General features: G+C 63.2%; 28 protein-coding genes. 8 read left to right on the forward strand and 20 right to left on the reverse strand.

All coding sequences use genetic code 11. From position 1 onward, the window contains the following. Positions 1 to 46: 46 nt before the first annotated feature. The 8 genes from AC1D2E_RS22895 to AC1D2E_RS22930 all read right to left on the reverse strand — a co-directional run bounded on the left by AC1D2E_RS22895 (position 47) and on the right by AC1D2E_RS22930 (position 5783). Positions 47 to 1654 (reverse strand): phospholipase D-like domain-containing protein, encoded by a 1608-nt coding sequence (locus AC1D2E_RS22895; RefSeq protein WP_478199522.1) that lies wholly within the window; start codon positions 1652 to 1654, stop codon positions 47 to 49. Positions 1655 to 1796: 142 nt separating this feature from the next. Beyond that, positions 1797 to 2729: a Spy/CpxP family protein refolding chaperone gene (locus tag AC1D2E_RS22900; RefSeq protein ID WP_478199523.1), complete on the reverse strand. Its 933-nt coding sequence runs from the start codon at positions 2727 to 2729 to the stop codon at positions 1797 to 1799. 281 nt (positions 2730 to 3010) lie between these two features. Then, a complete protein-coding gene (locus AC1D2E_RS22905) occupies positions 3011 to 3601 on the reverse strand; it encodes a hypothetical protein (RefSeq protein WP_478199524.1) in 591 nt (196 codons plus the stop codon). Further along, a complete protein-coding gene (locus tag AC1D2E_RS22910; protein WP_478199525.1) occupies positions 3598 to 3948 on the reverse strand; it encodes a hypothetical protein in 351 nt (116 codons plus the stop codon). Before AC1D2E_RS22910 ends, AC1D2E_RS22905 begins: the two co-directional genes overlap by 4 nt. Further along, entirely contained in the window at positions 3945 to 4163 is a 219-nt protein-coding gene (locus AC1D2E_RS22915; protein ID WP_478199526.1) for a hypothetical protein, read from the reverse strand. Before AC1D2E_RS22915 ends, AC1D2E_RS22910 begins: the two co-directional genes overlap by 4 nt. Further along, entirely contained in the window at positions 4163 to 4474 is a 312-nt protein-coding gene (locus AC1D2E_RS22920) for an HAD family hydrolase (RefSeq protein ID WP_478199527.1), read from the reverse strand. Before AC1D2E_RS22920 ends, AC1D2E_RS22915 begins: the two co-directional genes overlap by 1 nt. Beyond that, positions 4447 to 5208: a hypothetical protein gene (locus AC1D2E_RS22925; protein ID WP_478199528.1), complete on the reverse strand. Its 762-nt coding sequence runs from the start codon at positions 5206 to 5208 to the stop codon at positions 4447 to 4449. Before AC1D2E_RS22925 ends, AC1D2E_RS22920 begins: the two co-directional genes overlap by 28 nt. Further along, positions 5205 to 5783 carry a P-type ATPase actuator domain-containing protein gene (locus AC1D2E_RS22930; protein ID WP_478199529.1) on the reverse strand — a complete coding sequence of 193 codons (579 nt, stop codon included), beginning with the start codon at positions 5781 to 5783 and terminating at the stop codon, positions 5205 to 5207. Before AC1D2E_RS22930 ends, AC1D2E_RS22925 begins: the two co-directional genes overlap by 4 nt. Before the next feature lie 509 nt (positions 5784 to 6292). On the opposite strand from AC1D2E_RS22930, the gene AC1D2E_RS22935 reads away from it, so the two are divergent. After that, positions 6293 to 6856 (forward strand): dihydrofolate reductase family protein, encoded by a 564-nt coding sequence (locus AC1D2E_RS22935; RefSeq protein ID WP_478199548.1) that lies wholly within the window; start codon positions 6293 to 6295, stop codon positions 6854 to 6856. A 45-nt stretch (positions 6857 to 6901) separates the two neighbouring features. Further along, positions 6902 to 7207, forward strand: coding sequence for an NIPSNAP family protein (locus AC1D2E_RS22940; RefSeq protein ID WP_478199530.1), 306 nt, complete (start codon positions 6902 to 6904; stop codon positions 7205 to 7207). Between the two features lie 41 nt (positions 7208 to 7248). Here the strand turns inward: AC1D2E_RS22940 and AC1D2E_RS22945 are convergent, their stop codons facing one another. The 3 genes from AC1D2E_RS22945 to AC1D2E_RS22955 form a co-directional block, all read right to left on the reverse strand. Further along, complete coding sequence (locus tag AC1D2E_RS22945) at positions 7249 to 7902, reverse strand: glutathione S-transferase family protein (RefSeq protein ID WP_478199549.1); 654 nt, start codon at positions 7900 to 7902, stop codon at positions 7249 to 7251. Positions 7903 to 8072: 170 nt separating this feature from the next. Then, a complete protein-coding gene (locus AC1D2E_RS22950) occupies positions 8073 to 8480 on the reverse strand; it encodes a putative quinol monooxygenase (protein WP_478199531.1) in 408 nt (135 codons plus the stop codon). A 207-nt stretch (positions 8481 to 8687) separates the two neighbouring features. After that, positions 8688 to 9725: a hypothetical protein gene (locus tag AC1D2E_RS22955; RefSeq protein WP_478199532.1), complete on the reverse strand. Its 1038-nt coding sequence runs from the start codon at positions 9723 to 9725 to the stop codon at positions 8688 to 8690. Positions 9726 to 9792: 67 nt separating this feature from the next. Here AC1D2E_RS22955 and AC1D2E_RS22960 point away from each other — a divergent pair, with 67 nt between their 5' ends. Further along, positions 9793 to 11109: a M16 family metallopeptidase gene (locus tag AC1D2E_RS22960; protein ID WP_478199533.1), complete on the forward strand. Its 1317-nt coding sequence runs from the start codon at positions 9793 to 9795 to the stop codon at positions 11107 to 11109. 224 nt (positions 11110 to 11333) lie between these two features. Here AC1D2E_RS22960 and AC1D2E_RS22965 read toward each other — a convergent pair whose 3' ends face one another. From AC1D2E_RS22965 to AC1D2E_RS22995, 7 genes are all read right to left on the reverse strand, one after another. Then, complete coding sequence (locus tag AC1D2E_RS22965) at positions 11334 to 11792, reverse strand: hypothetical protein (protein ID WP_478199534.1); 459 nt, start codon at positions 11790 to 11792, stop codon at positions 11334 to 11336. After that, complete coding sequence (locus AC1D2E_RS22970) at positions 11780 to 12379, reverse strand: nucleotidyltransferase domain-containing protein (protein ID WP_478199535.1); 600 nt, start codon at positions 12377 to 12379, stop codon at positions 11780 to 11782. The genes AC1D2E_RS22965 and AC1D2E_RS22970 overlap by 13 nt, the downstream gene beginning before the upstream one ends. Positions 12380 to 12601: 222 nt before the next feature. Beyond that, positions 12602 to 13177: a cold shock domain-containing protein gene (locus tag AC1D2E_RS22975; protein WP_478199536.1), complete on the reverse strand. Its 576-nt coding sequence runs from the start codon at positions 13175 to 13177 to the stop codon at positions 12602 to 12604. Between the two features lie 267 nt (positions 13178 to 13444). Next, positions 13445 to 13732 (reverse strand): hypothetical protein, encoded by a 288-nt coding sequence (locus tag AC1D2E_RS22980; protein WP_478199537.1) that lies wholly within the window; start codon positions 13730 to 13732, stop codon positions 13445 to 13447. A 10-nt stretch (positions 13733 to 13742) separates the two neighbouring features. After that, positions 13743 to 14102 (reverse strand): helix-turn-helix domain-containing protein, encoded by a 360-nt coding sequence (locus tag AC1D2E_RS22985; RefSeq protein ID WP_478199538.1) that lies wholly within the window; start codon positions 14100 to 14102, stop codon positions 13743 to 13745. Positions 14103 to 14118: 16 nt separating this feature from the next. Then, positions 14119 to 14466 carry a hypothetical protein gene (locus tag AC1D2E_RS22990; RefSeq protein WP_478199539.1) on the reverse strand — a complete coding sequence of 116 codons (348 nt, stop codon included), beginning with the start codon at positions 14464 to 14466 and terminating at the stop codon, positions 14119 to 14121. A gap of 30 nt (positions 14467 to 14496) precedes the next feature. Then, positions 14497 to 14829, reverse strand: a complete 333-nt coding sequence (locus tag AC1D2E_RS22995) for a hypothetical protein (RefSeq protein WP_478199540.1) — start codon at positions 14827 to 14829, stop codon at positions 14497 to 14499. Positions 14830 to 15071: 242 nt separating this feature from the next. On the opposite strand from AC1D2E_RS22995, the gene AC1D2E_RS23000 reads away from it, so the two are divergent. Together AC1D2E_RS23000 and AC1D2E_RS23005 are read left to right on the forward strand one after the other, a co-directional pair. Beyond that, complete coding sequence (locus AC1D2E_RS23000; protein ID WP_478199541.1) at positions 15072 to 15554, forward strand: Hcp family type VI secretion system effector; 483 nt, start codon at positions 15072 to 15074, stop codon at positions 15552 to 15554. A 12-nt stretch (positions 15555 to 15566) separates the two neighbouring features. Then, complete coding sequence (locus AC1D2E_RS23005) at positions 15567 to 16163, forward strand: peptidoglycan recognition protein family protein (protein ID WP_478199542.1); 597 nt, start codon at positions 15567 to 15569, stop codon at positions 16161 to 16163. A gap of 1340 nt (positions 16164 to 17503) precedes the next feature. Here AC1D2E_RS23005 and AC1D2E_RS23010 read toward each other — a convergent pair. Then, positions 17504 to 18136 (reverse strand): PIN domain-containing protein, encoded by a 633-nt coding sequence (locus AC1D2E_RS23010; RefSeq protein ID WP_478199543.1) that lies wholly within the window; start codon positions 18134 to 18136, stop codon positions 17504 to 17506. A gap of 21 nt (positions 18137 to 18157) precedes the next feature. Then, positions 18158 to 19033 (reverse strand): hypothetical protein, encoded by an 876-nt coding sequence (locus AC1D2E_RS23015; protein WP_478199544.1) that lies wholly within the window; start codon positions 19031 to 19033, stop codon positions 18158 to 18160. Positions 19034 to 19186: 153 nt separating this feature from the next. Between AC1D2E_RS23015 and AC1D2E_RS23020 the strand changes: the two genes are divergently transcribed. From AC1D2E_RS23020 to tnpC, 3 genes are all read left to right on the forward strand, one after another. Continuing rightward, entirely contained in the window at positions 19187 to 19552 is a 366-nt protein-coding gene (locus AC1D2E_RS23020) for a transposase (RefSeq protein ID WP_478199545.1), read from the forward strand. Then, positions 19549 to 19884: an IS66 family insertion sequence element accessory protein TnpB gene (tnpB, locus tag AC1D2E_RS23025; protein ID WP_478199546.1), complete on the forward strand. Its 336-nt coding sequence runs from the start codon at positions 19549 to 19551 to the stop codon at positions 19882 to 19884. Before AC1D2E_RS23020 ends, tnpB begins: the two co-directional genes overlap by 4 nt. Before the next feature lie 84 nt (positions 19885 to 19968). Next, positions 19969 to 21486: IS66 family transposase (gene tnpC / locus AC1D2E_RS23030; protein WP_478199547.1), on the forward strand; the 1518-nt coding region annotated here is incomplete at its 3' end.

Here is a 21486-nt window from a genome sequence, read left to right on the forward strand (position 1 = left end):
TTGGTAGTCCTGCACAACACCGACAGCCGAACCCCGCATCAATGCATCAAAGCCAATCTTCGGACAACAGCGCGCCAAGCGCCCTGGACACGGCGCGCTGCCACCAGCTTGCGAGCGGCTCACCGCGATAGCGCACCGGCCCATCGTCGCCTAGACCGACCCAGGACAGCGAGCCGGCCGGATCGCCCGGAACGTCAAGTTCGGGCTTGAACGAGTGATCGAGCGATGAGGCCGCGTCGAACCATGCGTCCAGATCGTGCGCCACCGCTTCGCTGTCGATCAGCACGCCGATTTCGGTATTGGACAACCGCGAGCGTGGATCGAGATTCATGGATCCGACGAGCACCCATCGATGATCCACGACGATGGCCTTGGCATGGAGGCTCACGCCCGAGGACAAGGCGCCGTGCGTCTTGCTCGAATCGACCGCGCCGGGCCGCATCTCATACAGCTGGGCGCCACACGCGAGCAAACGCGGCCGGTAGCGAACGTAGGCTCCATGCACGACAGGGACGTCGGTGGCGGCCAGAGAATTGGTCAACACCCGCACGTGCACGCCCCTGCGCTGGAGCTCGCAGAGCACGCTGATGCCCTGTTCGTTCGGCACGAAGTACGGTGAAACCAGAGTGACCTCGTTGCGCGCCGCCTCGATCGCATCGCGCAGCTTCGACATCACATGCACCGCTGGCTCGGCCCCGTTTCGGCCCACCTTGGCGGGTGGATCGTAGAGCACCGTCGCGTACGTCGGGGTCACCGCGAGCCGGCCGTTGCGCACCAGCTGCGCGAGGTCGGTGGCGCGCAGTGCTCGTGCGTAGTCGCTGTTTCGGAATGTGGCGACGCGCGCCTCCATCGCGGACTGGAGCCGCTGGACCTCGCCGGCATCGGCGTGCAGGCCGGTAAAGGCCTGGATCGGGACCGCCCATTCGCTGTTCCAATATTCGTCGAAGCTGCGCGACGCTTCGGCCACGACCGGCCCGACTGTCAGCACATCGAGATCTGCGAAGTTGCTCTGCGAATCGGCGTTGAAATAGGCGTCGCCCAAGTTGCGTCCGCCGATCAGCGCGGCCGAGTTGTCGGCGATCCAGAGCTTGTTGTGCATGCGCCGATTCAGCCGTTCCCCATCGCCGAGGTAGTCGAGCAAGCGCCCGAGCCCGGCCCATTGGCGCCGTGCGAACGGGTTGAAGACACGCACGTCCACATTCGGATGCGCCGCCAGCGCTGCGAGATCGGCATCACGACCGCCCGCGGCGACATCGTCGATCAGAATGCGCACGCGCACGCCGCGCTCGGCGGCGCGCAGGACCTGATAGATCAGCAGCGTGCCGGTCGCGTCCGGCGCGACGATGTAGTACTGAAGGTCCAGCGTCCGCTGTGCTACGTGTGCCAGCGCCGCGCGTGCTAGAAACGCCTCCTGCCCCGAAGGCATCAGGCGAACACCCGACTGCCCCGGCGTCGCAGTCAATTGCGCGGCGAAGTTGCGCGCCAAGACGGTGTCCTGCGAATCGTCGATCGCGTGTTCGACCGGTCGCGGCACGTCGAAGCGAACCGAAGCGCACCCCACGAGCAGGGCCGCCACCAAGGCAAGCAGCAGCGTCATGGCCCCGGCCGATCGACACAGATCGCCGGCGCGATGGGGAATGCCGACGAGAAGCATGTTTGCCCCGTGGAGATCGTCTCCCGAGTTAGGGCCTTGGAAATGACCGATGTGCTCGAATATCCGCCCAACCGGCGACCAGGTGCTTGACAGCCGTCAAGGCGACGGAGGTCGCCTTCGCGGCATGGCCGGGTTCTTCGCGCTACTGCATCGACATGTTTCCGTGATGATGGTGTCCGGCCATTGCGTCGGCGCCATGGTCGGAGAGCTGGGCGTCGAACCAGGCGTGCAACGCCGAGACCAGTTCGGCGTTGCGCGTCCGATACGTCAGCTCGGCGCCGCCCTTCACATCGCGGTAGGCGATGGAGATGTCGCCGGGCTTTGCCGCCTTGAGCTGGACGAGTCCACGCATGTCGTCCCCATGGACGTGGGACGGCCCCGAGAAGTCGCCCTTGCGGAACTGGGACGCGATTTCGCGCAGATGCGCCCGCACCAGCCGGATTTGCGGTGCGTCGGACGGATCCTTGGCGACTACGCGCTGGGTTCCGCCATCGGCGGTCTTGGTGAAGATATGCGTCGTTGCCTGGACGCTGAAGGGCATGACGTCCGCACCGAGTCTCGCCACTTCGGCCTGGCGTTGAGGATTGGCGGCCATGCTGCGGCCATGCATTGCGCCGAACCACTTGTCCGCCTTGGCCTTTTGATCTGGTGTGAAAACCGCGTACAGGTCCTGCAGCGCACCGTGCATCGCTTCCATGTTCGCGACACGCTGCTTCATGAATTCGGTGTGCTGCGCCATGCGATCGGGTGCGGACAAACCTGAGTCCTGCATCTTGGCTTGCATCGCCTTCATGCTTTGAGCCTGTTCCTTGGCTTTGCCGGTGAACGCCTGCCATGCCGTTTCCTGAGAGGCGGTGATCTGGAGCTGGGCTTTCAACTTGCTCATGTGCGCGTCGATCGCCGCGGCCGAGTCGCCACCGGCCATCGGGCCTCCCCGGCCCATGGCGCCGTGCATGCCGCCCATTGGGCCAAAGCCATGCCCCATGCCAGTTGCGGGCTGGGCAAGAACAGTCGACCCGAAGGCGAGCGTCATCGCCGCCAGCATGGTCGCGGCGATCTTGTGGATGCGTTTCATGATTGAACTCCGTATATGAGGGTCTATTTGGATGCGGGTCACCGCAGGCCGGTGGCGAGCGGATTCCTCGCCATTCATGCATTGCAGCGCGCGCGTGTAACGGCAGCATTGCGCTAAGAGGCCTTTTTGTGGCGCGGAGTAGCAAAGAGGCGCATTGCTACATAGCGTAACCTTTGCGCCACCGCTCCATCGGTTCACCAGGCCCGCGCGGACGTGTTCGTCTGCGCTCGAAGCACCTCGAACCCTGACAAATCCGAGGCCTGCCGGCGGCGCGCACCTTGTCATTCGACGATGAGCGTGACCTTGTACTCAGTGCCGCCATTGAGCCTGGCAATGATCTCGGCTGTTCCAGGCTGACTGCCTGCCCCCGCCCGCACGCGGATGATCCCGAGCCTTGAGTAGCCAGGGCCGAACGGCTCTGGCGTGAGCGCAATGGGAACTCCGCGAGTTCGAATCGAGCCGATCGGCTTGCCGTCGCTCACGATCTTGAGCGCACCATCGCCTGACGCCTTGAGGCCAATTGAAGATCGGGACGATTCCGGCAAGGTCACGAGGAAGTCGATTGGCATCGCTGCCTCGGCGCCGCCCTTTACGCGCTGCCAGTCCTCATTCCTGCCTTGATGCAGTTGGTTGTAGGCGGCCACGTTAGGTGCGGCGCTGGCGGTGATGTGTGCGATGGCAGTGCTCGTGCCGCTCAGTGGGCCTGCATCGATGAACTGCACCGCGATCGGGTAGTCACCCGCCACAGCTGGATTGAGCTCGCCGGTGAGTATGTGGATCGCCTTCAGGCCCGGCTTTTCCGGTGGATTGCTTTGGATGGCTCCATCGATGCGGACGACGACCACGCGCGGGTCGGCCTCGTTCTGCGTCACGCTGAATGGCACCGCAATGGCACCGCAATGGCACCGTGCGGCCAGCCATGGAGCAGCGCTCCGTCCAAATGCGGTTGGTTGGCCACAGGCGTGAACGCCTTGCCGAACGTGAGGCGGACCTTTGCGCCGGCGGGGACAGCGTAGCCGGGCACGTTCGGATCGGCTGGCTTGTCCAATACGAGCCAGGCTTCGAAAGGCTGATTCGCCGCAAGGCCGGTACTGACCATCGGTTGATACCCAATCGTGACCGATACCGCGCCTGCCGACACCGGTGCGAGCATGAGGGCTGATGCAAGAATCGAAGAGGTGACCCCACCGACAAGAAGTCGTTCCAGCCGCTTCATCATGATTGAGCTCCTTTGGTAGTGGTCTGCCGCGCGCCGCGGTCTTCCATGACATTGAACAGCCACTGAACCGGCAGCTTGATGTGATCGAACACCACGGCGAATCCAACGGTCGCGGCTAACAGAGGAAGCACCAGCCCCAAAGGAAGCGGTGCCATGAAGGTGCCCGAAAGCGCCAAAGTCGAAGCGAAGGCGATGTCGGCGGCGGACGATGCCATCACCCACGCGCCCGGCTTCGAACGCCCACGGTATGCCCACGTTGCTGAAGCGTCTGGACGAGTCGGTACTTCTGCTCCGGAAATGCGCGTGCGAAGACACCGAACGAATCGGGGTTGAATTCGCTGGACATTTCCTCCGGCGGGCAGGTGGTGCCCTCGATTCCGACTGCGCGAGCAACCACCCCGGCGGTAATCGCCGAGTCTCCGGTCACCATCACGGTGCGGACGTTCATCTCGCGCAACGTCGCGATCAGCCCTGCGGAATCACCTCGGGGTGGGTCGCTCAGGGCGATGAGGCCGGCCACCCGCATCGTGGTCGCGTCCCGGATGCCACCGCGATCACCCGGTGTCCTTGCGCGGCCATGGCATCGGACGACTGCCGCGCCTCTCCGGTCAGGTTCGCAATCCCAGCGATGGCTTGTACCGCGCCCTTGGCGACGCTCAGCGAGGCCCCATCGGCGCCAACGGCGAAAGCCTGCGACATCCTCGTCGCCGGATCGAAAGGGACAAAGCGCACAAGGTGTTCTCCTAAGCCGTGAATCGAGGAGGCGGCCTGTCGAACGGCGGCGTCGATCGTGTCCTCGTTCGCCTCCGAGCTTGCCAATGCCGCCAGCTCCAGCACACGCTGGCGATCAAACCCGGGCATTGCGACGACATCAACCACTTCCAGCGCGTTGCGCGTCAGCGTTCCCGTCTTGTCGGCGCACAGAACGTCCATTGCCGCGGCCTCGTGCGCCGCCGAGAGGCGCGTCAAGAGAACTCCTTGCTTCGCCAGAAGCTGCGCCGCGAACGCGGCTGACAACGTGAAGGTCGCCGGCAGCGCCACCGGGATTGTGGCGAGCAGCGCCGTCAGCGAGAGGCGGATCAGATCGGACGGGGGCAACGCCGTGCTGTACGCGTAGGCCGCGATCAGAGCCGCGACGGCGGCATTGATGGTCGCGAGGTTGCGCGTCACCGCAAAGATGGTCCGTTGCTCCGTACTACCAGACTGCGCGGCGCGCACGATGGCAGCGGTGCGCCCGAGATAGGTATTTGCACCAGTCACGTCACTTCAGCAATCGCCTGGCCTCTACGCACCAGGGATCCGGCGTAGATTGCGCTGCCCGGATTGGCGTCGGTGGGGACGGATTCGCCGGTCAGCGTGGACTGATCAACAAGCAGGGATTCGGAAACGATCGTCGCATCGGCTGGAACCAGAGACCCGAGCGAAAGCCGAATCGCATCGCCGGGCACCAGTTCCGCGGCTGGTAGACGCACCCACTCCCCATCACGGTGCACCCATGCCGTCGGCGCAAGTCGGCTCTTGAGTGCTGCGAGCGCCGCATTCGCGCGGCCTTCCTGGAGAAAACCGAGCGTGGCATTGAACAAAAGCAGGGCGCCGACCACACCTGCCTCGACGTATTCGCCGATCGACAATTGCATCAGGATCGCGGCTTCCAGCATCCAGGGAACTGGCGACCAGAGCTTCCCAACGAACGCTCGCCAGCGTGGCGCTTCTTTGTCCGCGATGGCGTTTGGACCGACTTCCCTCAGCCGCTCTCTGGCTTCGGTGCTGGTCAACCCTTGCCAGGGTGCAAGTGCAGATACCTGCGGTCCGTCGATGGTCGCCTCATTGTTCATGTTGATCGTTTCATCCCTGCGGCGATGTCATCGGAATCATTCGCATCGTGCCTGCTTCTTGCCCTGGAGAGCTTGACACCGATCAACGAACAGCCTGCGTTTGCGCGGCTCAGCTGCCTCGCCGTTCAACGACAGCCTTGGGGCGTCGAATTGCGCGGGCTGTAGTACCGCTGTGGGTCCATCCTTGCCGTTCGCCCCTTGTGCGTGAACGACCGACTGCATCCGCGTCGGGGTGCTCACGTCGCGTCCTCCATGCTGAACAGGGGACCTCAAAGTCTAGTCATGCGATGCTTCGATTCAACCCGGTGCGCGATACGCGCCTGATCAGCCACAATTGAAAAGAAAGTTTTCTCCATCCTCTTGATGGATGAGCGAATCCGAGCGCGGCGCAGCGGCCAAGGCAGCCAGAACGACCAAAGTCTCCGGACCTACCATGTCGAGGCCAAGGCATGCAGGCGCGTTCCCGCAGAGCCCGGCCGGGCGCAACCTGCTCAAGGAGACAGCCAGAAATGAAGACCCAGTACTACACCGCTTGCAGCCTGGACGGCTTCATCGCGACGGACGATCATTCGTTGGAATGGCTGTTCCCGCTCGGTGACATCAACGACACCAGCTATCCCGGCTTCATCCAGGATGTCGGTGCACTCGCGATGGGATCGTCGACCTACGAATGGATGCTGCGCCACGTCGTCGAGCCGGGGGCCGCATGGCCCTACACGCAACCCACATGGGTGTTCAGCAGCCGCGCGCTGCCCGGCGTGCCCTCCGCGGCCGTTCACTTCGTCCGAGGCGATGTGCGGCCGGTGCACGATGCAATGAAGCTGGCCGCCGGGGACAAGAACATCTGGCTCGTCGGCGGCGGCGATCTCGTCGGCCAGTTTCATGACGCCGGGCTGCTCGACGAGATCATCGTCCAGGTCGGGTCCGTGACTCTGGGCTCGGGCAAGCCCTTGCTTCCGCGTCGCATCGTTTCGCCGTCCTTGCAACTCAAGAAGGCCAGGTTTGTCGGGCCGGGTTTTGCGGAGCTCACGTACTCGGTGCCGAGAAGGCAATCAGCCGATACTCGACACTGACCTTCGGGCAGTTGCCCCGTTCAAACACCAAACCTGATGCCTCCCATGGTCACCTGCTACCTGCGCTATGTCATCGATCCGTTCAAGCTCAAGGAGTTCGAGCACTACGGACGGATGTGGATTCCTCTCGTCGAAAAGTTCGGAGGAAAGCACCATGGCTACTTCTTGCCATCGGAAGGCGCGAACAACATCGCGCTCGCCATGTTCACGTTTCCGAGTCTCGCGGCGTACGAGGAATATCGCGCCTTGTCTGCTGCCGACGCAGAGTGCCAGGCGGCGTTCAAGTATGCGGAAGACACGCGCTGCATCCTCAGCTACGAGCGCAGCTTTTTCAGGCCTGTCTTCGAGTGAGTCGGCCGTGATGACGGCTTCGAAGCCAGCACGGCACGCATTCAGCCGGCCGGCGGCTTGCCGGTGTTGGTCGCCAATTGAGCGGCGAAAGCTCGCTGGTAGGCGGGCCGCGCTTCGCCGCGGGCGACATAGGCAGCCAGGTTCGAGAATTCGCCCAGAAGGCCCGATGGCTTCAACCGGAGAAGCACCGACACCATCATCAGGTCGCCCGCGCTGAAAGCACCGTCGAGCCAGTCGGCATTGCCCAGGCGAGCGGAAAGCGGGTCCAGCCGGTTGCGGACACGATCCGCGACCAGCGGGATGCGCTCCTTGCTCCAGGGCTTGTCGCCCTCCACAAGCCGGGCGATGGCGAGCTCGAGGATCGGCGGCTCCACCGTATTGAGCGCGGCAAACATCCATGTGATTGCGCGCGCCCGCGCATTGGCATCCTTGGGCAGCAGGCCCGCACGATGCTCGGCGATATGGAAGACGATCGCGCCTGTCTCGAACAGGGCGAGATCGCCTTCCTCATAGGTCGGAATCTGGCCGAAAGGATGAAGACCCAGATGCGCAGGTCCCTTCATCGCACGGATCGAAACAAGGCGAACCTCGTAGGGTTGGCCCACTTCTTCAAGCGCCCACCGAACGCGCGTGTCACGCGCCAGCCCCTTGCCGCCATCGGGCGATCGTTCATAGGCGGTAATGAAGATGGTCATCGCGAGGCGCCTCCTGCCGAGATCATCGGCCAATGGGCACCGCGTTGGCAACAGTGAGCCGCGCAGTCGCCCGCAGCTCACGGGGTGCAGCAGCGGGATGCCGTCGTCGTCCTTCTCCTGCGGGCGCAGCAGCTCGGTCGCCATCGCACGCCGGGCATCGCCGACAACGATCATTCGCCCTGCGAGGAATGTCCCCGGAGGCCCTTCGGCACGTCATTGAGAGACGGAACGAGCGCTCTCCACGCCTGAGGCATGGTCCCGACCTTGCTCGAGCTCGTGACCTCGTAATGGCGCACGGTCGGCTCGCGGTCGAGAAGTTTTCGCTGGTCCGACGGATCGATGGTGGATCGTCGAAGGTCGTCCCCGACATGGGCGCCGATGTCTTCCATGGAGTTCCAGACGGAGACGAAGGCGACCTCCGTGCTTCCATCACCGAGATCCCGAAACAATGCGACGGCACGCTGGCAGCCTGAAGCGGACCTGTACTCCTTGAGCTTGGTCCGCTCGAGGTGTTCCCGGCATTCTTCGCGCAGGGGCGTCAGTATCCAGAACGTCCACGCGCGAAGAATCATGTCCATCCAAAGTTTTTGTGTCGATGCGGTTCGATGTGGCGCCTGAAGGCTGGCGCTTCGCCACCCGCCCTATCTTGCACAAGATGTCAGAATCTTCGCAGGGAAAAAGTCGCGCTTTGCGCTTCCGTGTGGGACGACCTTCCGATCTCCGGCTGCGCCGCGATGGCCAGCGTCTTCGCGTGTCCGATCTGATCGGTCGGGCCCAGCGGCTGTCTACGAGCGCTTGGCATCGGAGAGCAAGGCCTTTGCGGCTTCTATCCGAGAAGCCAAAGGCGCCGTGTCGTCGTTCATGACGCCTCTCAGAAAACGTACCGCTTCGGCGTCCCCTTGCTCGCACGTCCGCACTTCGGCCGGCGCGGGTGACTTCAAGGCAGCCGGTTCGCGAGACGCATCCCCTTCGATTGCGCCAAGCTGATTCAACGCAGCTTCGAAAGCAACTTGTTGGATGGGCTCGAGCACGCGCAGAATCGTCGCCTGGCCTTCGCCGCTGGGCGGAAAGTCCAGCCACGGCGTATCGGCAAACACCGACGCCAAATCGGGGGCGACGAACGCCGACCAGCGATCCGGGCTGATCTCGACGGGCGGCGCAGCCGGGAATCCAGCCGCCTCGGTGGCCAGGCGTACCTGCGTCGACACGACGTCTGACAGGTATCGTGCACGGAGGCCCTGCAGAAAGTGCTCGCCGGCACGCCGCGAAATCGGCGACGCAAGGGAGAACCACAGCTGCAGTCCGTCGACGCCCGAGACCGCGATGGCGGGGGGAGGAAGGTCGAGATCCGATTGGACACCCTTCCAGACGGAAGAAAGCCGTCCCCAGCCCCCGGGTAGCGCCAGCTCCAGCACCAGGGCGCGGATGCCACGCTGGCGCCCCACATCTCCGACACCCGGGGCGGCGCCATCTGCGGCGTTCGCGCCCAGTCCGTACAGGCGATCAAGTTCGAACTGCAATTGATTCATGCCAAGCATGCTAGTCGACGAGGGTTTGCGCACCGCACTTCTCGCGATCTGCGAGCACCCACCGGCATCGAGCCCACAGAATTGGGGACGAACGGATTCAACGCCTCCGGCGCTGCGCGCCAGCTGCTCTTGCTGCAGGCTCATCACTCGCAGGAAGTCGGGGATGGTGGCGGCTTCATCCGCATCGAGCATGCCTTGCCACTTGCCCTCGTGAACGATCAGCTGCGCGTCGCGCTTGAGGGCATCGACCACCTGCAGCGTCTGGTGGTGCGGGCGCAGCGACAATGCACCCATGACTCAAGGCAAGCGCATCTCGGCAGACATCGGCGTCAGGCTGCAACAGCCGGAAGGCCGCTGAGCCATGGTCCCACTGCAGGCGGAGCGCACCACCACGGTCCTCCACACGCTTCCAAACGGGGTGAGGCTGCTCGCCATTCGCATTCCCCATGTGCAGAGCGCCAGTGTGGGCGTGTTCCTGCGCGTCGGCTCCCGGGACGAGACGCCGGCCAGCAACGGCATCGGCCATGTGCTGGAGCACATGGCATTCAAGGGGACCACCACCCGCTCCGTTCAGGCCATCAATATGGATGCGGAGCGGCTGGGAGCGGATGTCAACGCGTTCACTGGCAAGGACACCACCGGCTACTTCATGACCGGCCTGGGCCGGCACGCGGAGCAGCTGCTGCGCATGACGGCCGACATCGTCTTGAACAGCACATTTCCCGACAGTGAACTGCAGCGCGAGCTGGAAGTGATCCGCCAGGAGGCCATCGAGTACGAGGAGGATCCGCAGGACTACTCCAGCGAATTGCTCGACCGCGCGATCTGGGGCGACGACCCGATGGGCATGCCTGTGATCGGCACCGTCGGCAACATCGAAGGCTTCACCCGGCACGACCTGGTCCGCCACGTGCAGTCCCACTACGTCGCGGAAAAGACCGTCGTCGCGGCGGCCGGGAACTTCGACGCCGAAGCCTGGGTGGCGCTCGCCGGGGAACTCTTTGCAGCGATGCCCCCGTCGGTCGACCTGCCCGTGTCGCGACAGCCGGCGCCCGCGAAGTACGTCGGTCAAGCCATGGCCCGGCGCTTCACGCAGGTCTCGCAGGTGTTCCTGAACATGGCCTACCCGCTGGCGCCCGCGCGGCAGGAGGAGATGTCGCAGCAGCGCTGGCGCCTTGCGGCAACGCTTGCGGCCAACCTGTTTGGAGGCGGGATGTCGGCGCCCCTGGTCGACACCGTGCGGGAGCGGCTCGGGCTGGCCTACACGGCCGATTCCACGATGGACAGCGGGGACGTCTGGGCCAACTTCGTGGTGCATGCGGTCACGACCCCGGACAAGCTGGACGCGCTGGTGACGGCGACGGACGGCCTGCTGCGTGCGCAGGCCACCACCATCGATCCGGTGCACCTGGAGCGGGCGAAGAACCAGCTGATCGTGTCCCGCGTGCGCGCAGGGGAGCGGACCTACGCAACGATGGAGCAGGCCGTCGAAGAGCTCTTCGCCAGCGGGACCGTGACGCCGATGGCCGATGTGATCGCGATGATCGACGACATCGGCGCGGAAGAAGTGCGGGCGGTCTTCGAGCGGATGCTGGCCAACCCCCCGGCGCTGGCGATCACCGGCAAGGGCGCCAGCGCGCGAACCGCGCGGCAGCTGGCAGCGCGGCTGGCGGCCTGACGAAGGTGCCGGCCTTGTCTTCGGTCTTGCCGGGCCACAGCAGAGGTCTGCCTGCGGTCACCTCAACGGCATCGAGCCCACAGAATTGGGGATTTGGGCGGTGCCTTCGTCCAGCCCATACTGCCCGGCTGGTCGCTGAACATCAACAGCAACACCTCCACGGGCGGCGAGCGCTAAAGCAAACGGATTGAACACCTCGACGCTGCGCGTCTCGTCGGAGCAGATCACCCCCTATGGGGCGGCGCTGGAAGCAACACTTGCTTCAGGGCGAGCGGCTGGCTGGTAGCGAGCCAGGCTTCCGTCTCCGCGAGTATCCGGTCCGCCCACTCGATGGCGCTGGCAACAACACCTTCGTTGATGAACGGGGTGCCGTCGTAGCGGTTGGCATTTCGCGCCTTGATCATGGTGGGGATAGCTGCGGCCGTTTGTCCCCTGAGCTTCAGCGCTTTCACGAGGAAGTCAAACGACTCCACGTGATGGCCTTGGCCTTTCAGTTCGAGTTTGCTGCACTCCAGAACCAACAGCGCGCAGTCCAACCCGCAGTCGTATGCCGCATCGAATCGGCGAGGAGCGGAAATGTGTTCCGCAGGCGCTCGCGCGTCTTTCAGCGCGACCCTCGCGCTGGCCAGAAGGTTGCGGGCCTTCTCAATCGAAAGGGCCCTCAGTGGTCTCAGTTCTGCCATGGCAGTTCTCCCCTGAGGTCCAACCTTGGGTTGGCCAGAATGCTGAGTGCAACGGGGTCCCCTGATTGCACCTTGGAGGCGAATTCTTCAGTCGAATAGAACTGGGGGTTCACATCTCTATGAATCCGCTCGCCAACCTTGCTGAGCTCGGTCATGACGGAAAAGCGGTCCACGCCTTCGCGCTCGAGGACGAGAACGTCGATATCGCTGTCGCGCTTCGTCGCACCGGCCGCAAATGAGCCGAAGACTCCCGCGTAGGTGATGCCCTTGGCCGAGCCCCTCAGAGCCCGCTTGAGCTGCGAGACGATGGCGCTGTCTTGTCGAATCAGATGGAACAGGCCTGCCAGACGGGGGTCCTCGTGCGGCRCGCGGTACTGGGGGCCGTGTGAGGTCTCCTCTCGGACCACAAGCTGCTGGTCCACCAGTTCCTGAAGTGTCTTGTTGATCGAGCCGTAGGCGACCTCCGCTTCCCGAGCGAGAGGCCGTGCAGCAATCGGTTCGCTCCGTCGGTCCTGCAGGTAGAGCCACTGCACGACCTTGGACTTTGCCCCCCGTCCGAGCAGGGCTTCGATGACAGGCTTGCTCACATGACAGCCCTCCTTTGCATGACCTTAAGTGTAGCTACATTTAGTAGTCACGCAACTACCAAAGGTAGTCGCGTGACTGCTTTTAGTAGCTGCGCGAGGCTGTGCTTGAATGTGTCTTCCAAGGGGGGGCCTGCGCAGTCGCCCGCGTTGCTTTGACGCTCCGAACTCATGCCCTGCCAGCGCAGCCGAGTCGACGCCGCCTGGTTTGTCTGCGGGAGCGAACTACTTCGCAAACATGCTGGTGCACCACTGCTGCTCGCAGGGCACGCCGTCGTGGTTTCCGTCCATCTGCGTGCCGGGGCAATTCTTCAGGAAGAACTTGGCCTCGCTGCAGGATGTCATCTGAGAGCAATAGGTCCGGCCGTCGCATCGGTAGCTGCTCGGCGCCGGCTCGGCACCGACGACCTGCTGGGACGGCATCTCGGCAGCCGCCTGGGGCCGCACCCGGTGTCGTTGGTACTGCGAATAGCCGAACGCCGCGATGGCGACCACGAGCGCCGAGCCGACAAGGGCGTTGATCGGCGAGCGCCTGCCGTGACTGTTGTGCGTGGGCTGCGACCGCTCACGTGGATAGGTGGACGGCTTGCCGAGTGCTTGTCGATAGACATTCACCGCTTGCGGCTTGCCGTCTTTGCCGCGGCCCAGTTCATAGGTGACCGTCTCGCCCACCGTCGGTCGGGACCCGTCCCTCGGAAGCGAGCTGATGTGGACGAACAGTTCGCGGCCACCGTCGCGCGGCGCAATGAAGCCGAAGCCACGCTCGTCGTTCCAGCTTCTGAGTTTTCCGGTGAGCGCCATGCACAAAACTATACCGACAGTTTCCGGCGACAACGGATCGGAAGACGAAGCCATCGCCATCGGCCTCAGCCCAGACAAGCCCCACCGTCGTGGCCGCGCCCGACCAACGAGACAGTACCGGAAAGACCTATGCCGCCAGCTCGAAAGCAGCGCTGGTCAGATGCCGACCCTCACGCTACCGAGCAGCCGATACACGGCGCGGCGGGTTCACACCACCAGCGCTTCGTCGATGATCGACGGTCGTCGCGCCGAAGGACTGCGCTGCGACTATTTGGCGGGGACGAACAGCTTCAGCGCGAAGGAGGCAATGAGGAAGACTGCGCCGGCACGCAGGCTCCAGCGGTCCATCCACGACCACTTGGCGAGTTCGCCTTGGAGCGCGGCCAGGACTTCGGGCGCCATCGGGTCCTCGGGGAGCGCCTTGGCTTTGGCGTCGTTCACCGCCTTGCGCAGGTTGTCGACGAAGCCGTAGAGCCCGTCGTTGCGCCACGCGGTCACGATGAGCGCGATACCGCTCAGGAGCCCGCAGAGGTCGGACCAGTTTTCCAGACTCACAGGGAGCCCGTCAGAGCGTCACCACTCGCCGCGGCTCACCGGTGCCGCCGTCGGGGTCTTCCAAGCCAATCACGAGTCGCTGACCGGCGGCGTGCGCCAACCGCACGAGCGTCAGCAGCGACGGCCCGCGCTCCATCGCGCCCGCCTCCAGGCGGCTGATCTCCGACTGGTCGATGCCGCTGGCCGCCTCCAGGCTTTCCTGGGAGAGGTCGCTCGCCTTGCGCATGTCGCGAACGAAGGCGCCAATCTGCTTGAGCATTTCGTAGTTGTCGAACCCGAACTTCACGTCCGGGTCACGCAGGAGCGACTCCTCGAAAGAGCGCGAGTCCTCGTGCGTGGGGGTGACTTCAGGTGCGTTCAGTGTTCCCATTTGCTTTCTCCACAGTTCAACTCGAAAGGCCCCAGGCCCTGGCTCGCGCATCCGGCGCGGAGCGGCTCAGGCCCACGCGTGCGGTGGCCTGCCAGCCGTCGACCGCAAGCAGCGTGACAACCCCGCCGTTGACCTCGTAGACGCAGTAGATTCGTCCAAAGAGGCTGTAGGCGTAGGGCACGCCGTAGAGCACGGAGGAGCCGCTGCCCGCGCCCAAGTACTCGCTCGCATCCAGCGGCTCCTGGCCACTGTCCAGGCCCAGATGCCGCCCCAGCATCATCCCGACGCACCGTTTGACGGCCCGCCCCGGCGACGCCAGGATGGCTCTCAGTTCCGCCTTGGCCTGAGGGTGGTAGTTCGGCACGCGCTAATTATGGGCTTTTTCCCATGGAATTCAACTGCCGGCCCCATGCCAACCGGCGCGGCGCCACGCCCCGGCTTCAGTTGCGGGGKTCTGCAGGATCTGGCGGGTTCGCATCTCCTCCAGCGGATCGCCCTCCTCCGCCTTCGCGCCGGCCTGGCCCCCCGCCACAGCCTGCCGCGCCCCCATCACCGCCACCACCGGAAACTCCAGCCCCTTGCTCGCGTGCGAGGTCATCACCTTGATGGTGTCGGCCAGCGGGTCGAAGTCGTGCGTGCCCTTGCGCACCTTGTGCGGCAGGCGGCGGCGGTTCAAGGCGCGGGCGCATTCGTCCATCAGCGCCCAGCTGCGGCACAGCACCGCCATGTCGCCCCAGGCAAGGTGTCCTGCAAATCTTGAGGGTCTCAAATTCAGGTCAGCCCTACTCCCCTGAATGAGGGCGCGCGCTCAATTGTTCCAAGACTCTGGCGGCGATGCGAGACAGGTCTTGTTTTGTCGGAGAGTGTTCCGGAAATGCAGTCTTCAATGCTTGGTCGCGCTTGCCATGCGATACCGTGGAGCGGGTCAGGCGCACGTCGCTTGCCTGACATTCAGGGAGGGAAAAAACCATGTCGCAAGATATTTTTTTGAAGCTGACCGGCATTACCGGTGAATCACAAGATGCCAGCCATAAGGATGAAATCGAAGTCCTGGATTGGGAGTGGGAGATCACCCAGCAATCCACCATGCACGCCGGCAGCGGGGGCGGCGCAGGCAAGGCCACCGTCAGCGACCTGACCTTTGACCACTACGTGGATCGAGCGAGCCCCAACCTGCTCAAGTATTGCCTGACGGGCAAGCACATCGACACGGCCACCCYTGTGGTTAGAAAGGCCGGGGGCTCCCCGCTGGAGTACCTCACGATCACGATGGGCGATGTGATCGTCACCAAGGTCGCGCCAGCGCTCACTGCGACCATGTCGCGCCCGCGAGAAGTAGTCAGCCTCGCTTTTGCCCGCGTGAAGCAGGAATACGTCATGCAGAACCAGCAGGGTGGTTCCGGGGGCACGGTGTCAGCCGGCTACGACATTCAACAGAATCGCGAAATGTGAACGGGGACAAGAATGCTTTACATCACCAGAGCAGGCCATGTTGATGCTGAAAGAATCAAGGTCAAGATTTTTCCCAAGATCGAACGTAGACAAATGGATCGGGTAAATGGAATCGTCGTTCATCAAACCGATTCGCCGACTGCCCAAGCGACATTCAACAGCTATAACGATGCAGGCGCCCACGGAGCGCATTTTCTTATAGATAAAGATGGCACTATTTACCAAACAGCATCGCTATACAAATACACCGAACATGTAGGCAAGCTCAGGTCACGCTGCCTAGAAACTCATACGTGCTCACCCTCAGAATTCAAAACGGTGCATAGTTTGCGCCATAAATACACGCTGCTTTCTCGACATGAACACAAAAAATCTCACCCCAACAGATATCCTTCCAACGCCGACTCGATAGGCATCGAGATAGTGGGCCAGTCATCGGGAACGAAAGGCAATGAGGTTTACGAGAAAATCAATGGCACCCAGAATGCCTCATTAAAATGGCTGATTAAAGAATTGTCGGAGACATTGAATATTTCGATGCAAGAGGTGTTCAAACATCCAGAAGTCTCTTACAAGATCGAGACAGAGGCGGGTAACGCGCAATGGTAGGGAGGCGCAGTCTACGGTGCGTTCTTTTTTTGGGAATTTCGTTCTCAAACCTTGCAGCATCGAGAACCATTACAGAGTTAAAAATAATCGACAGCGGGCTCACGCTGGACTCATCCACCGCGGAAGGCTGCAAGAAATTCAAGCCAACCGCCAACCAAGTGAAACGCTTTTTCTCTAGGGCATATCCAGTTGAGCATTACATGTTGACGACCGAACGGTATTCGCCCTGCTATGCGAAGGGAACAATCAAATTCAGCGACAACAATCAAGGCGATTGGTGGCTCTATTCGGGCGGAACTGCGGTCATCGAATGGAACCGTGGGAAGAGCGTTGACCTTCTATATAAATACAACAGATGGCATGATCCCTTTGCCGGCGCATACGGCCTTTGCTCTGAGGGGGAGTGCTGACCTGAAAACTAAGCGCCACGAAAAATCGCATGTGGCAGCGCAATCAACGCAGCTGATTTCTGGCGACCGCCCCCGCAAGCGGCGCCTTGGCGAGCGCGGCCACGACGGCCATCAGGCGCAATAAGGGGACCTTGAGCCCCGGGCGCGTGATGGCGCGCAACAGTTGTGATTACCGACATCGCCGTCAACTTTTGGAGACGTTGAGTGTGTCCATGAGTGAAATATATCGTCATCCCGAGATAGCGAGAAAGAACGCGAGGGAAGTACCGCCAGATGGTAAACAAATTTAGAGTATCGACCATCAAATCAGTGCTTATCCTTCTTGCACTGACGGTCATGGGGCATAGCTATGCAAGGACCGTCAAAAGTATAGAAATTGACACGGTCGGATTGAATCTTGAGTCCGTAAAAAACGAAAATGCCGCAAGGGCCTGCAAGAGATTCAGGCCCACAAAGGACCAAGCAATAAGATTTTTCAACAGAGCCTATCCGGTTGAAACTTACGTCCTAACGACTGATCGTTTCAGCTCTTGCTACGCGGAAGGCTCGCTGAAATTCAGTGATGGTTCATTTGGAAAGTGGATCTTGTATTCCAGCGGAACTGCACTTTTTACCTTTAATAGGGGCGATGTTGTGAATCTCTATTACAAGCACAACAAATGGCATGATCCATATGCATGCACCTATGGACTAAGCGATCAAAGGGAGTGTTGACCGAAATCGGAAAAAATATTTCCTGCTGCGCGCCCGCTCGGGACAGGCCCAGTGCTCTTTGAATTTCGGTGAAGCAGGGGCTTTCTCAGCGCTCTTCGTCGTTTCCCATGGAACTGGACCTCACACCGCCCGAATCACCCGACGGGGTCGCGTGGGATTGCGTCCCGCCGTTCGCTGGATCGCTGGCGCGGCGGCGTGGGCACTTCCCAAGCGCTCTCAGCCGGCCTTGAACTCCTCCGCGGCTTGAACGTAGTTCAGGGCACCATCGGCGACCTCGATCACGTCCATGGCCTCCAGCTTGGCAATCACGCAAGCCACCTTGTCGGGCTCCGGCTGCTGGCCGATGCGCGACTGGATGCGTGTCTTCAACGCTGCCAGGTTGCGCGGTCTGCTGGAGCCGCGGATGTCCTTCAGCATGCCGTCGTACACGACTTCCGCTGACCTCTGCTTGCCGCCCTTGGGTCCGCACTTCGGTGCGGGTGCGATGGCCACGGGAACGACATCCAGGCTGTCCACACGCTCGACCGCCACCCCCTTCGATCGGGCATGTGCAACCGCGGGGTCATAGTCGCCGTCGCCGGCGACGATCAAGAATCGTGCGTTGCCCTCGCGCCTGCCAACCAGATAGCCGAGATACAGCACGAGGTGGAAATCGAGCGAATTCTTGCCGGGCCTGGAGATGTCGACGATGGATACCTGCACGCCCAACTCCTGGTACTGCGGAAGCATGTTGATTTCGTGCTCGCCGAAGAAGATCCAGGCTTCGCCGTTGGCGCCCATCCACGAAGCCACACGCTCCGGTGACGGCTTCCGGTTCTGCAGATCGATCAGCAGATAGGTCTTGTTCATTGCCGCACGCATGGGCAACTTTCAACCGAGGCGACTGAAAAGCTCAGCCGCATCCTTGTGTGCCTCCGCATCCTCGGTCGGCTCAAGAGGTTCGAGGCGGACGCCCTCGATGCCGTTGACGTACAGAGGCCCTCCTTGGTCGTCGTCGTAGAGCTCGCCGCCATAGAGGCCCCCATCGTGATAGGCCTTCAGGTTGTCCTTGGTCAGATCAGTGCCCAGCAACCGGGCGAAGTAGACCCATTTCCAGCATGCCCGCAGATCGCGGTCGTCGAACTGCTCGATCAGCGTCCGCATCGCCCAGCCGTCGCCTGATTCGGCAGCACGAGTCAGCCAGTACTCGACATTCGGCTCATCGAAGCGATAGGCGAGATCGACGAGGCGGCTGGGATCGCCGCCCGCCTCGGCGGCCCGATGGAAGTAGGTCGCGTCCTCTCTCTGTTCTGCCAGATCCATCAGCGCATCGGTGTTGCCGAGTTCGGCAGCTCGTTCGAGATGCTGCTGGGCCACTCGATCAAGGCTGCGCGGCGATTTCTTTCGAAGCAAGGCCGCCGCGCAGGCGTCGGCCCATTCTTTCTCCACGCCATGAAGCACCGTCCCCTCTTGCTGGACGCGGTGCCAATGGGCACTTCCCTCCTCCGCTTCATCGTCGAAGTCATCGTCGTCAGAGCGTGCCAACATTGCCAACGCGTAGTGCGCGCGGTGATCGTCCGAAGCAGCGGCACGCTCCAGGCTCTCTCGCAGAACAGCCGAGTACGCGTCAGCATCCCAAAGCGCCCGATCGAAATCTACGTCCCTATCCTCGTCGTCGAATTCCTCACCCTCGTGATTCGCATAGAAATCGTTGACGAAGCCGTAGCCCTCTCGGGCCGACGCCACCACGTCGTCGAGATGGCGCACGCGAATTCCTCTTTCTTCGACCGCACGCCTGATCGTCGCGGCAGCGACAAGCGCCACTTCCCGCGCGTGCCCGGTAAGCAACTGGTCACCCCATCTTGAATCGTTCCGCGGGTGCCGGGAGCATGCGTCCACCTCACAACTTAGGTGGACACCATGGAAATCGCCAAACCCGCTACCCGCCGTCGCCACGGCCCGGACCTGAAGTCGCGCGTTCTCGCCGAGTGCGCGGCGCATGGCGCGTCGGTCGCCGCTGTCGCCCTGGCGCATGGCCTCAACGCCAATCTCGTGCATCGGTGGCGCCGTCTGGCGGCTGTCGAAGCGTCAAGCACGCCAACGAAGATAGTCCCGCCAACGAGCGCCGAGATGGGCTTCGTCGCAGTGTCCTTGCCGACGGCGACTGCCCCCGCGCTGCCCGACATCCGCATCGAACTTCGCCGCGGGGCGACATCGATCGCGGTGACCTGGCCGATCGGCGCCGCGGCCGAGTGCGCGGGCTGGCTCGGTGAGTTGCTGCGGTGATCCGCATCGACGCCATGTGGCTTGCCACCGAGCCCGTCGACATGCGCGCCGGGGCGGATCGGTTGCTCGCACAGGTCGTGGCTGTCTTCGGCATCGCGCAGGCACACCACGGGTATCTCTTCGCGAACGCCAGGGGCACGCGAGTGAAGTTGCTGGTCCACGACGGCTTCGGCGTGTGGTGCGCAGCGCGGCGCCTGAACCAGGGCCGCTTCCTGTGGACGGCACCAGGCGCCAAAAATGGTCTGGCACTCACGAAGGCCCAGTTCGACGCCCTCATCGTCGGGTTGCCCTGGACGCGGCTCGAGCAGATGCAGCGCATCGACTACGTGTGATGCTGGCACCCGGCGCGCAACGCGCCGGGCAATTCGAGGATCCCCCGATGACGCGCGCCGGGAGGCTGCGCACAATCGGCACTCATGGTTGACCTCGCCACGCTCGAAGCCAAGGACCTGCGGGATCTGAGCCCGAGCGCCATGGCCGAGCTGGCCACCCGCATGCTCGCCGAACTCAAGGTKCGCGACGAGCARGCGCAGCGCGACGCCMRKGCGATCCGCTTCAAGGACGCGAAGATCGAGAAGATCACCTTCGAGCTCGCGCGGCTGAAGGCCTGGAAGTTCGGCGCCCACACCGAGCGCATGAACGYCGAGCAGCGCCAGATGTTCGAGAGCACGGTCGCCGAAGACGAAGCCGACCTCRSCGCGCAGCTCGCAGCCTTGCAGGGGCAAGRCMAKGASGGCAYGRACAAGSCGGCGYCGAAGRCGAAGAGCCAGCCCCGTCGCAAGCCGCTGCCCGAMCACCTGCGTCGCGTCGARCAYCWCCACGAGCCGGCCGACACGACGTGCGGCTGCGGCCAGCCGATGGTGCGCGTGGGTGAGGACGTGAGCGAGCGGCTGGACGTGATCCCGGCCGAGTTCTTCGTGCATCGCCACATCCGCGGCAAGTGGGCGTGCCGGTGCTGCCAGACGCTGGTGCAGGAGCCCGTGGACCCGCAGATCGTCGACAAGGGGCTGCCCACGGCGGGCCTGGTAGCCCATACCCTGGTCGGTCGCTTCATCGATCACCTGCCGTACTACCGCCTGGAGCAGATCAACGCCCGCTCGGGCGTGGTGACGCCGCGATCGACGTTGGCGAGCTGGTCGGGCGCCGCCGGCGCTGCGCTGGCGCCGCTGTATGACGCGCACCGCGAGTTCATCCTCGGTGCCCGCGTGCTGCACGCCGACGAGACGCCGGTCGGCCTGCTCGATCCCGGCGCCGGCAAGACGCGCAAGGCCTATGTGTGGGCCTATGCGAGGGGCGCCTTCGACCCGGTGCCGGGCGTGGCTTATGACTTCTGCATCAGCCGGGCCGCGCGCCATCCGGTCGCGTTCCTCGGTCGATGGTGCGGCACGCTCACCTGTGACGACTACGGGGCCTACGACGTCGTCTTCAAGCTTGAGGACCGTATCGAAGCCGGATGCCTTGCGCACGCGCGACGCAGGTTCGACGAGTTGCTCAAGACCGGCACGAGCGCGATCGCCACGCCGGCGCTGCAGCGCATTGCCGCGCTCTACCGCATCGAGCAGGAGATCGCACAGCTCTCAGCAGACGAGCGGCTGGCCGCGCGCCGCCAACGCAGCCAGCCGCTGTGGGACGCGCTGCGCGCGTGGATGGTCATCGAGCGCAAACGCGTGCCTGATGGCGGCGGAGCTGCCAGTGCGCTCGACTACAGCCTGAAGCGCTGGGTGGCGCTCGGCCGCTTCCTGGTCGACGGCGAGGTGAGCATCGACAACAACCACTGCGAAAACTTGATCCGTCCCTGGGCGATGGGTCGAAAGGCATGGCTGTTTGCTGGCAGCGAGTTGGCGGGTCAACGCGCAGCCGTCGTCATGAGCCTCGCGCACTCGGCCAAGCTGCACGGTCACGATCCCTGGATCTACCTCAAGGACGTGCTCGAG

The organism is Variovorax sp. P1_H2 (assembly GCF_056405295.1).

Bases quoted from the DNA above. Each gene is read 5' to 3' on its own strand.
- AC1D2E_RS22895 (WP_478199522.1), bottom strand. From the start codon at position 1,654: ATGCTTCTCGTCGGCATTCCCCATCGCGCCGGCGATCTGTGTCGATCG.
- AC1D2E_RS22900 (WP_478199523.1), bottom strand. From the start codon at position 2,729: ATGAAACGCATCCACAAGATCGCCGCGACCATGCTGGCGGCGATGACG.
- AC1D2E_RS22910 (WP_478199525.1), bottom strand. From the start codon at position 3,948: ATGATGAAGCGGCTGGAACGACTTCTTGTCGGTGGGGTCACCTCTTCG.
- AC1D2E_RS22915 (WP_478199526.1), bottom strand. From the start codon at position 4,163: ATGGCATCGTCCGCCGCCGACATCGCCTTCGCTTCGACTTTGGCGCTT.
- AC1D2E_RS22920 (WP_478199527.1), bottom strand. From the start codon at position 4,474: ATGCGGGTGGCCGGCCTCATCGCCCTGAGCGACCCACCCCGAGGTGAT.
- AC1D2E_RS22930 (WP_478199529.1), bottom strand. From the start codon at position 5,783: ATGAACAATGAGGCGACCATCGACGGACCGCAGGTATCTGCACTTGCA.
- AC1D2E_RS22935 (WP_478199548.1), top strand. From the start codon at position 6,293: ATGAAGACCCAGTACTACACCGCTTGCAGCCTGGACGGCTTCATCGCG.
- AC1D2E_RS22940 (WP_478199530.1), top strand. From the start codon at position 6,902: ATGGTCACCTGCTACCTGCGCTATGTCATCGATCCGTTCAAGCTCAAG.
- AC1D2E_RS22945 (WP_478199549.1), bottom strand. From the start codon at position 7,902: ATGACCATCTTCATTACCGCCTATGAACGATCGCCCGATGGCGGCAAG.
- AC1D2E_RS22950 (WP_478199531.1), bottom strand. From the start codon at position 8,480: ATGGACATGATTCTTCGCGCGTGGACGTTCTGGATACTGACGCCCCTG.
- AC1D2E_RS22955 (WP_478199532.1), bottom strand. From the start codon at position 9,725: ATGGGTGCATTGTCGCTGCGCCCGCACCACCAGACGCTGCAGGTGGTC.
- AC1D2E_RS22960 (WP_478199533.1), top strand. From the start codon at position 9,793: ATGGTCCCACTGCAGGCGGAGCGCACCACCACGGTCCTCCACACGCTT.
- AC1D2E_RS22965 (WP_478199534.1), bottom strand. From the start codon at position 11,792: ATGGCAGAACTGAGACCACTGAGGGCCCTTTCGATTGAGAAGGCCCGC.
- AC1D2E_RS22975 (WP_478199536.1), bottom strand. From the start codon at position 13,177: ATGGCGCTCACCGGAAAACTCAGAAGCTGGAACGACGAGCGTGGCTTC.
- AC1D2E_RS22985 (WP_478199538.1), bottom strand. From the start codon at position 14,102: ATGGGAACACTGAACGCACCTGAAGTCACCCCCACGCACGAGGACTCG.
- AC1D2E_RS23005 (WP_478199542.1), top strand. From the start codon at position 15,567: ATGCTTTACATCACCAGAGCAGGCCATGTTGATGCTGAAAGAATCAAG.
- AC1D2E_RS23010 (WP_478199543.1), bottom strand. From the start codon at position 18,136: ATGAACAAGACCTATCTGCTGATCGATCTGCAGAACCGGAAGCCGTCA.
- AC1D2E_RS23020 (WP_478199545.1), top strand. From the start codon at position 19,187: ATGGAAATCGCCAAACCCGCTACCCGCCGTCGCCACGGCCCGGACCTG.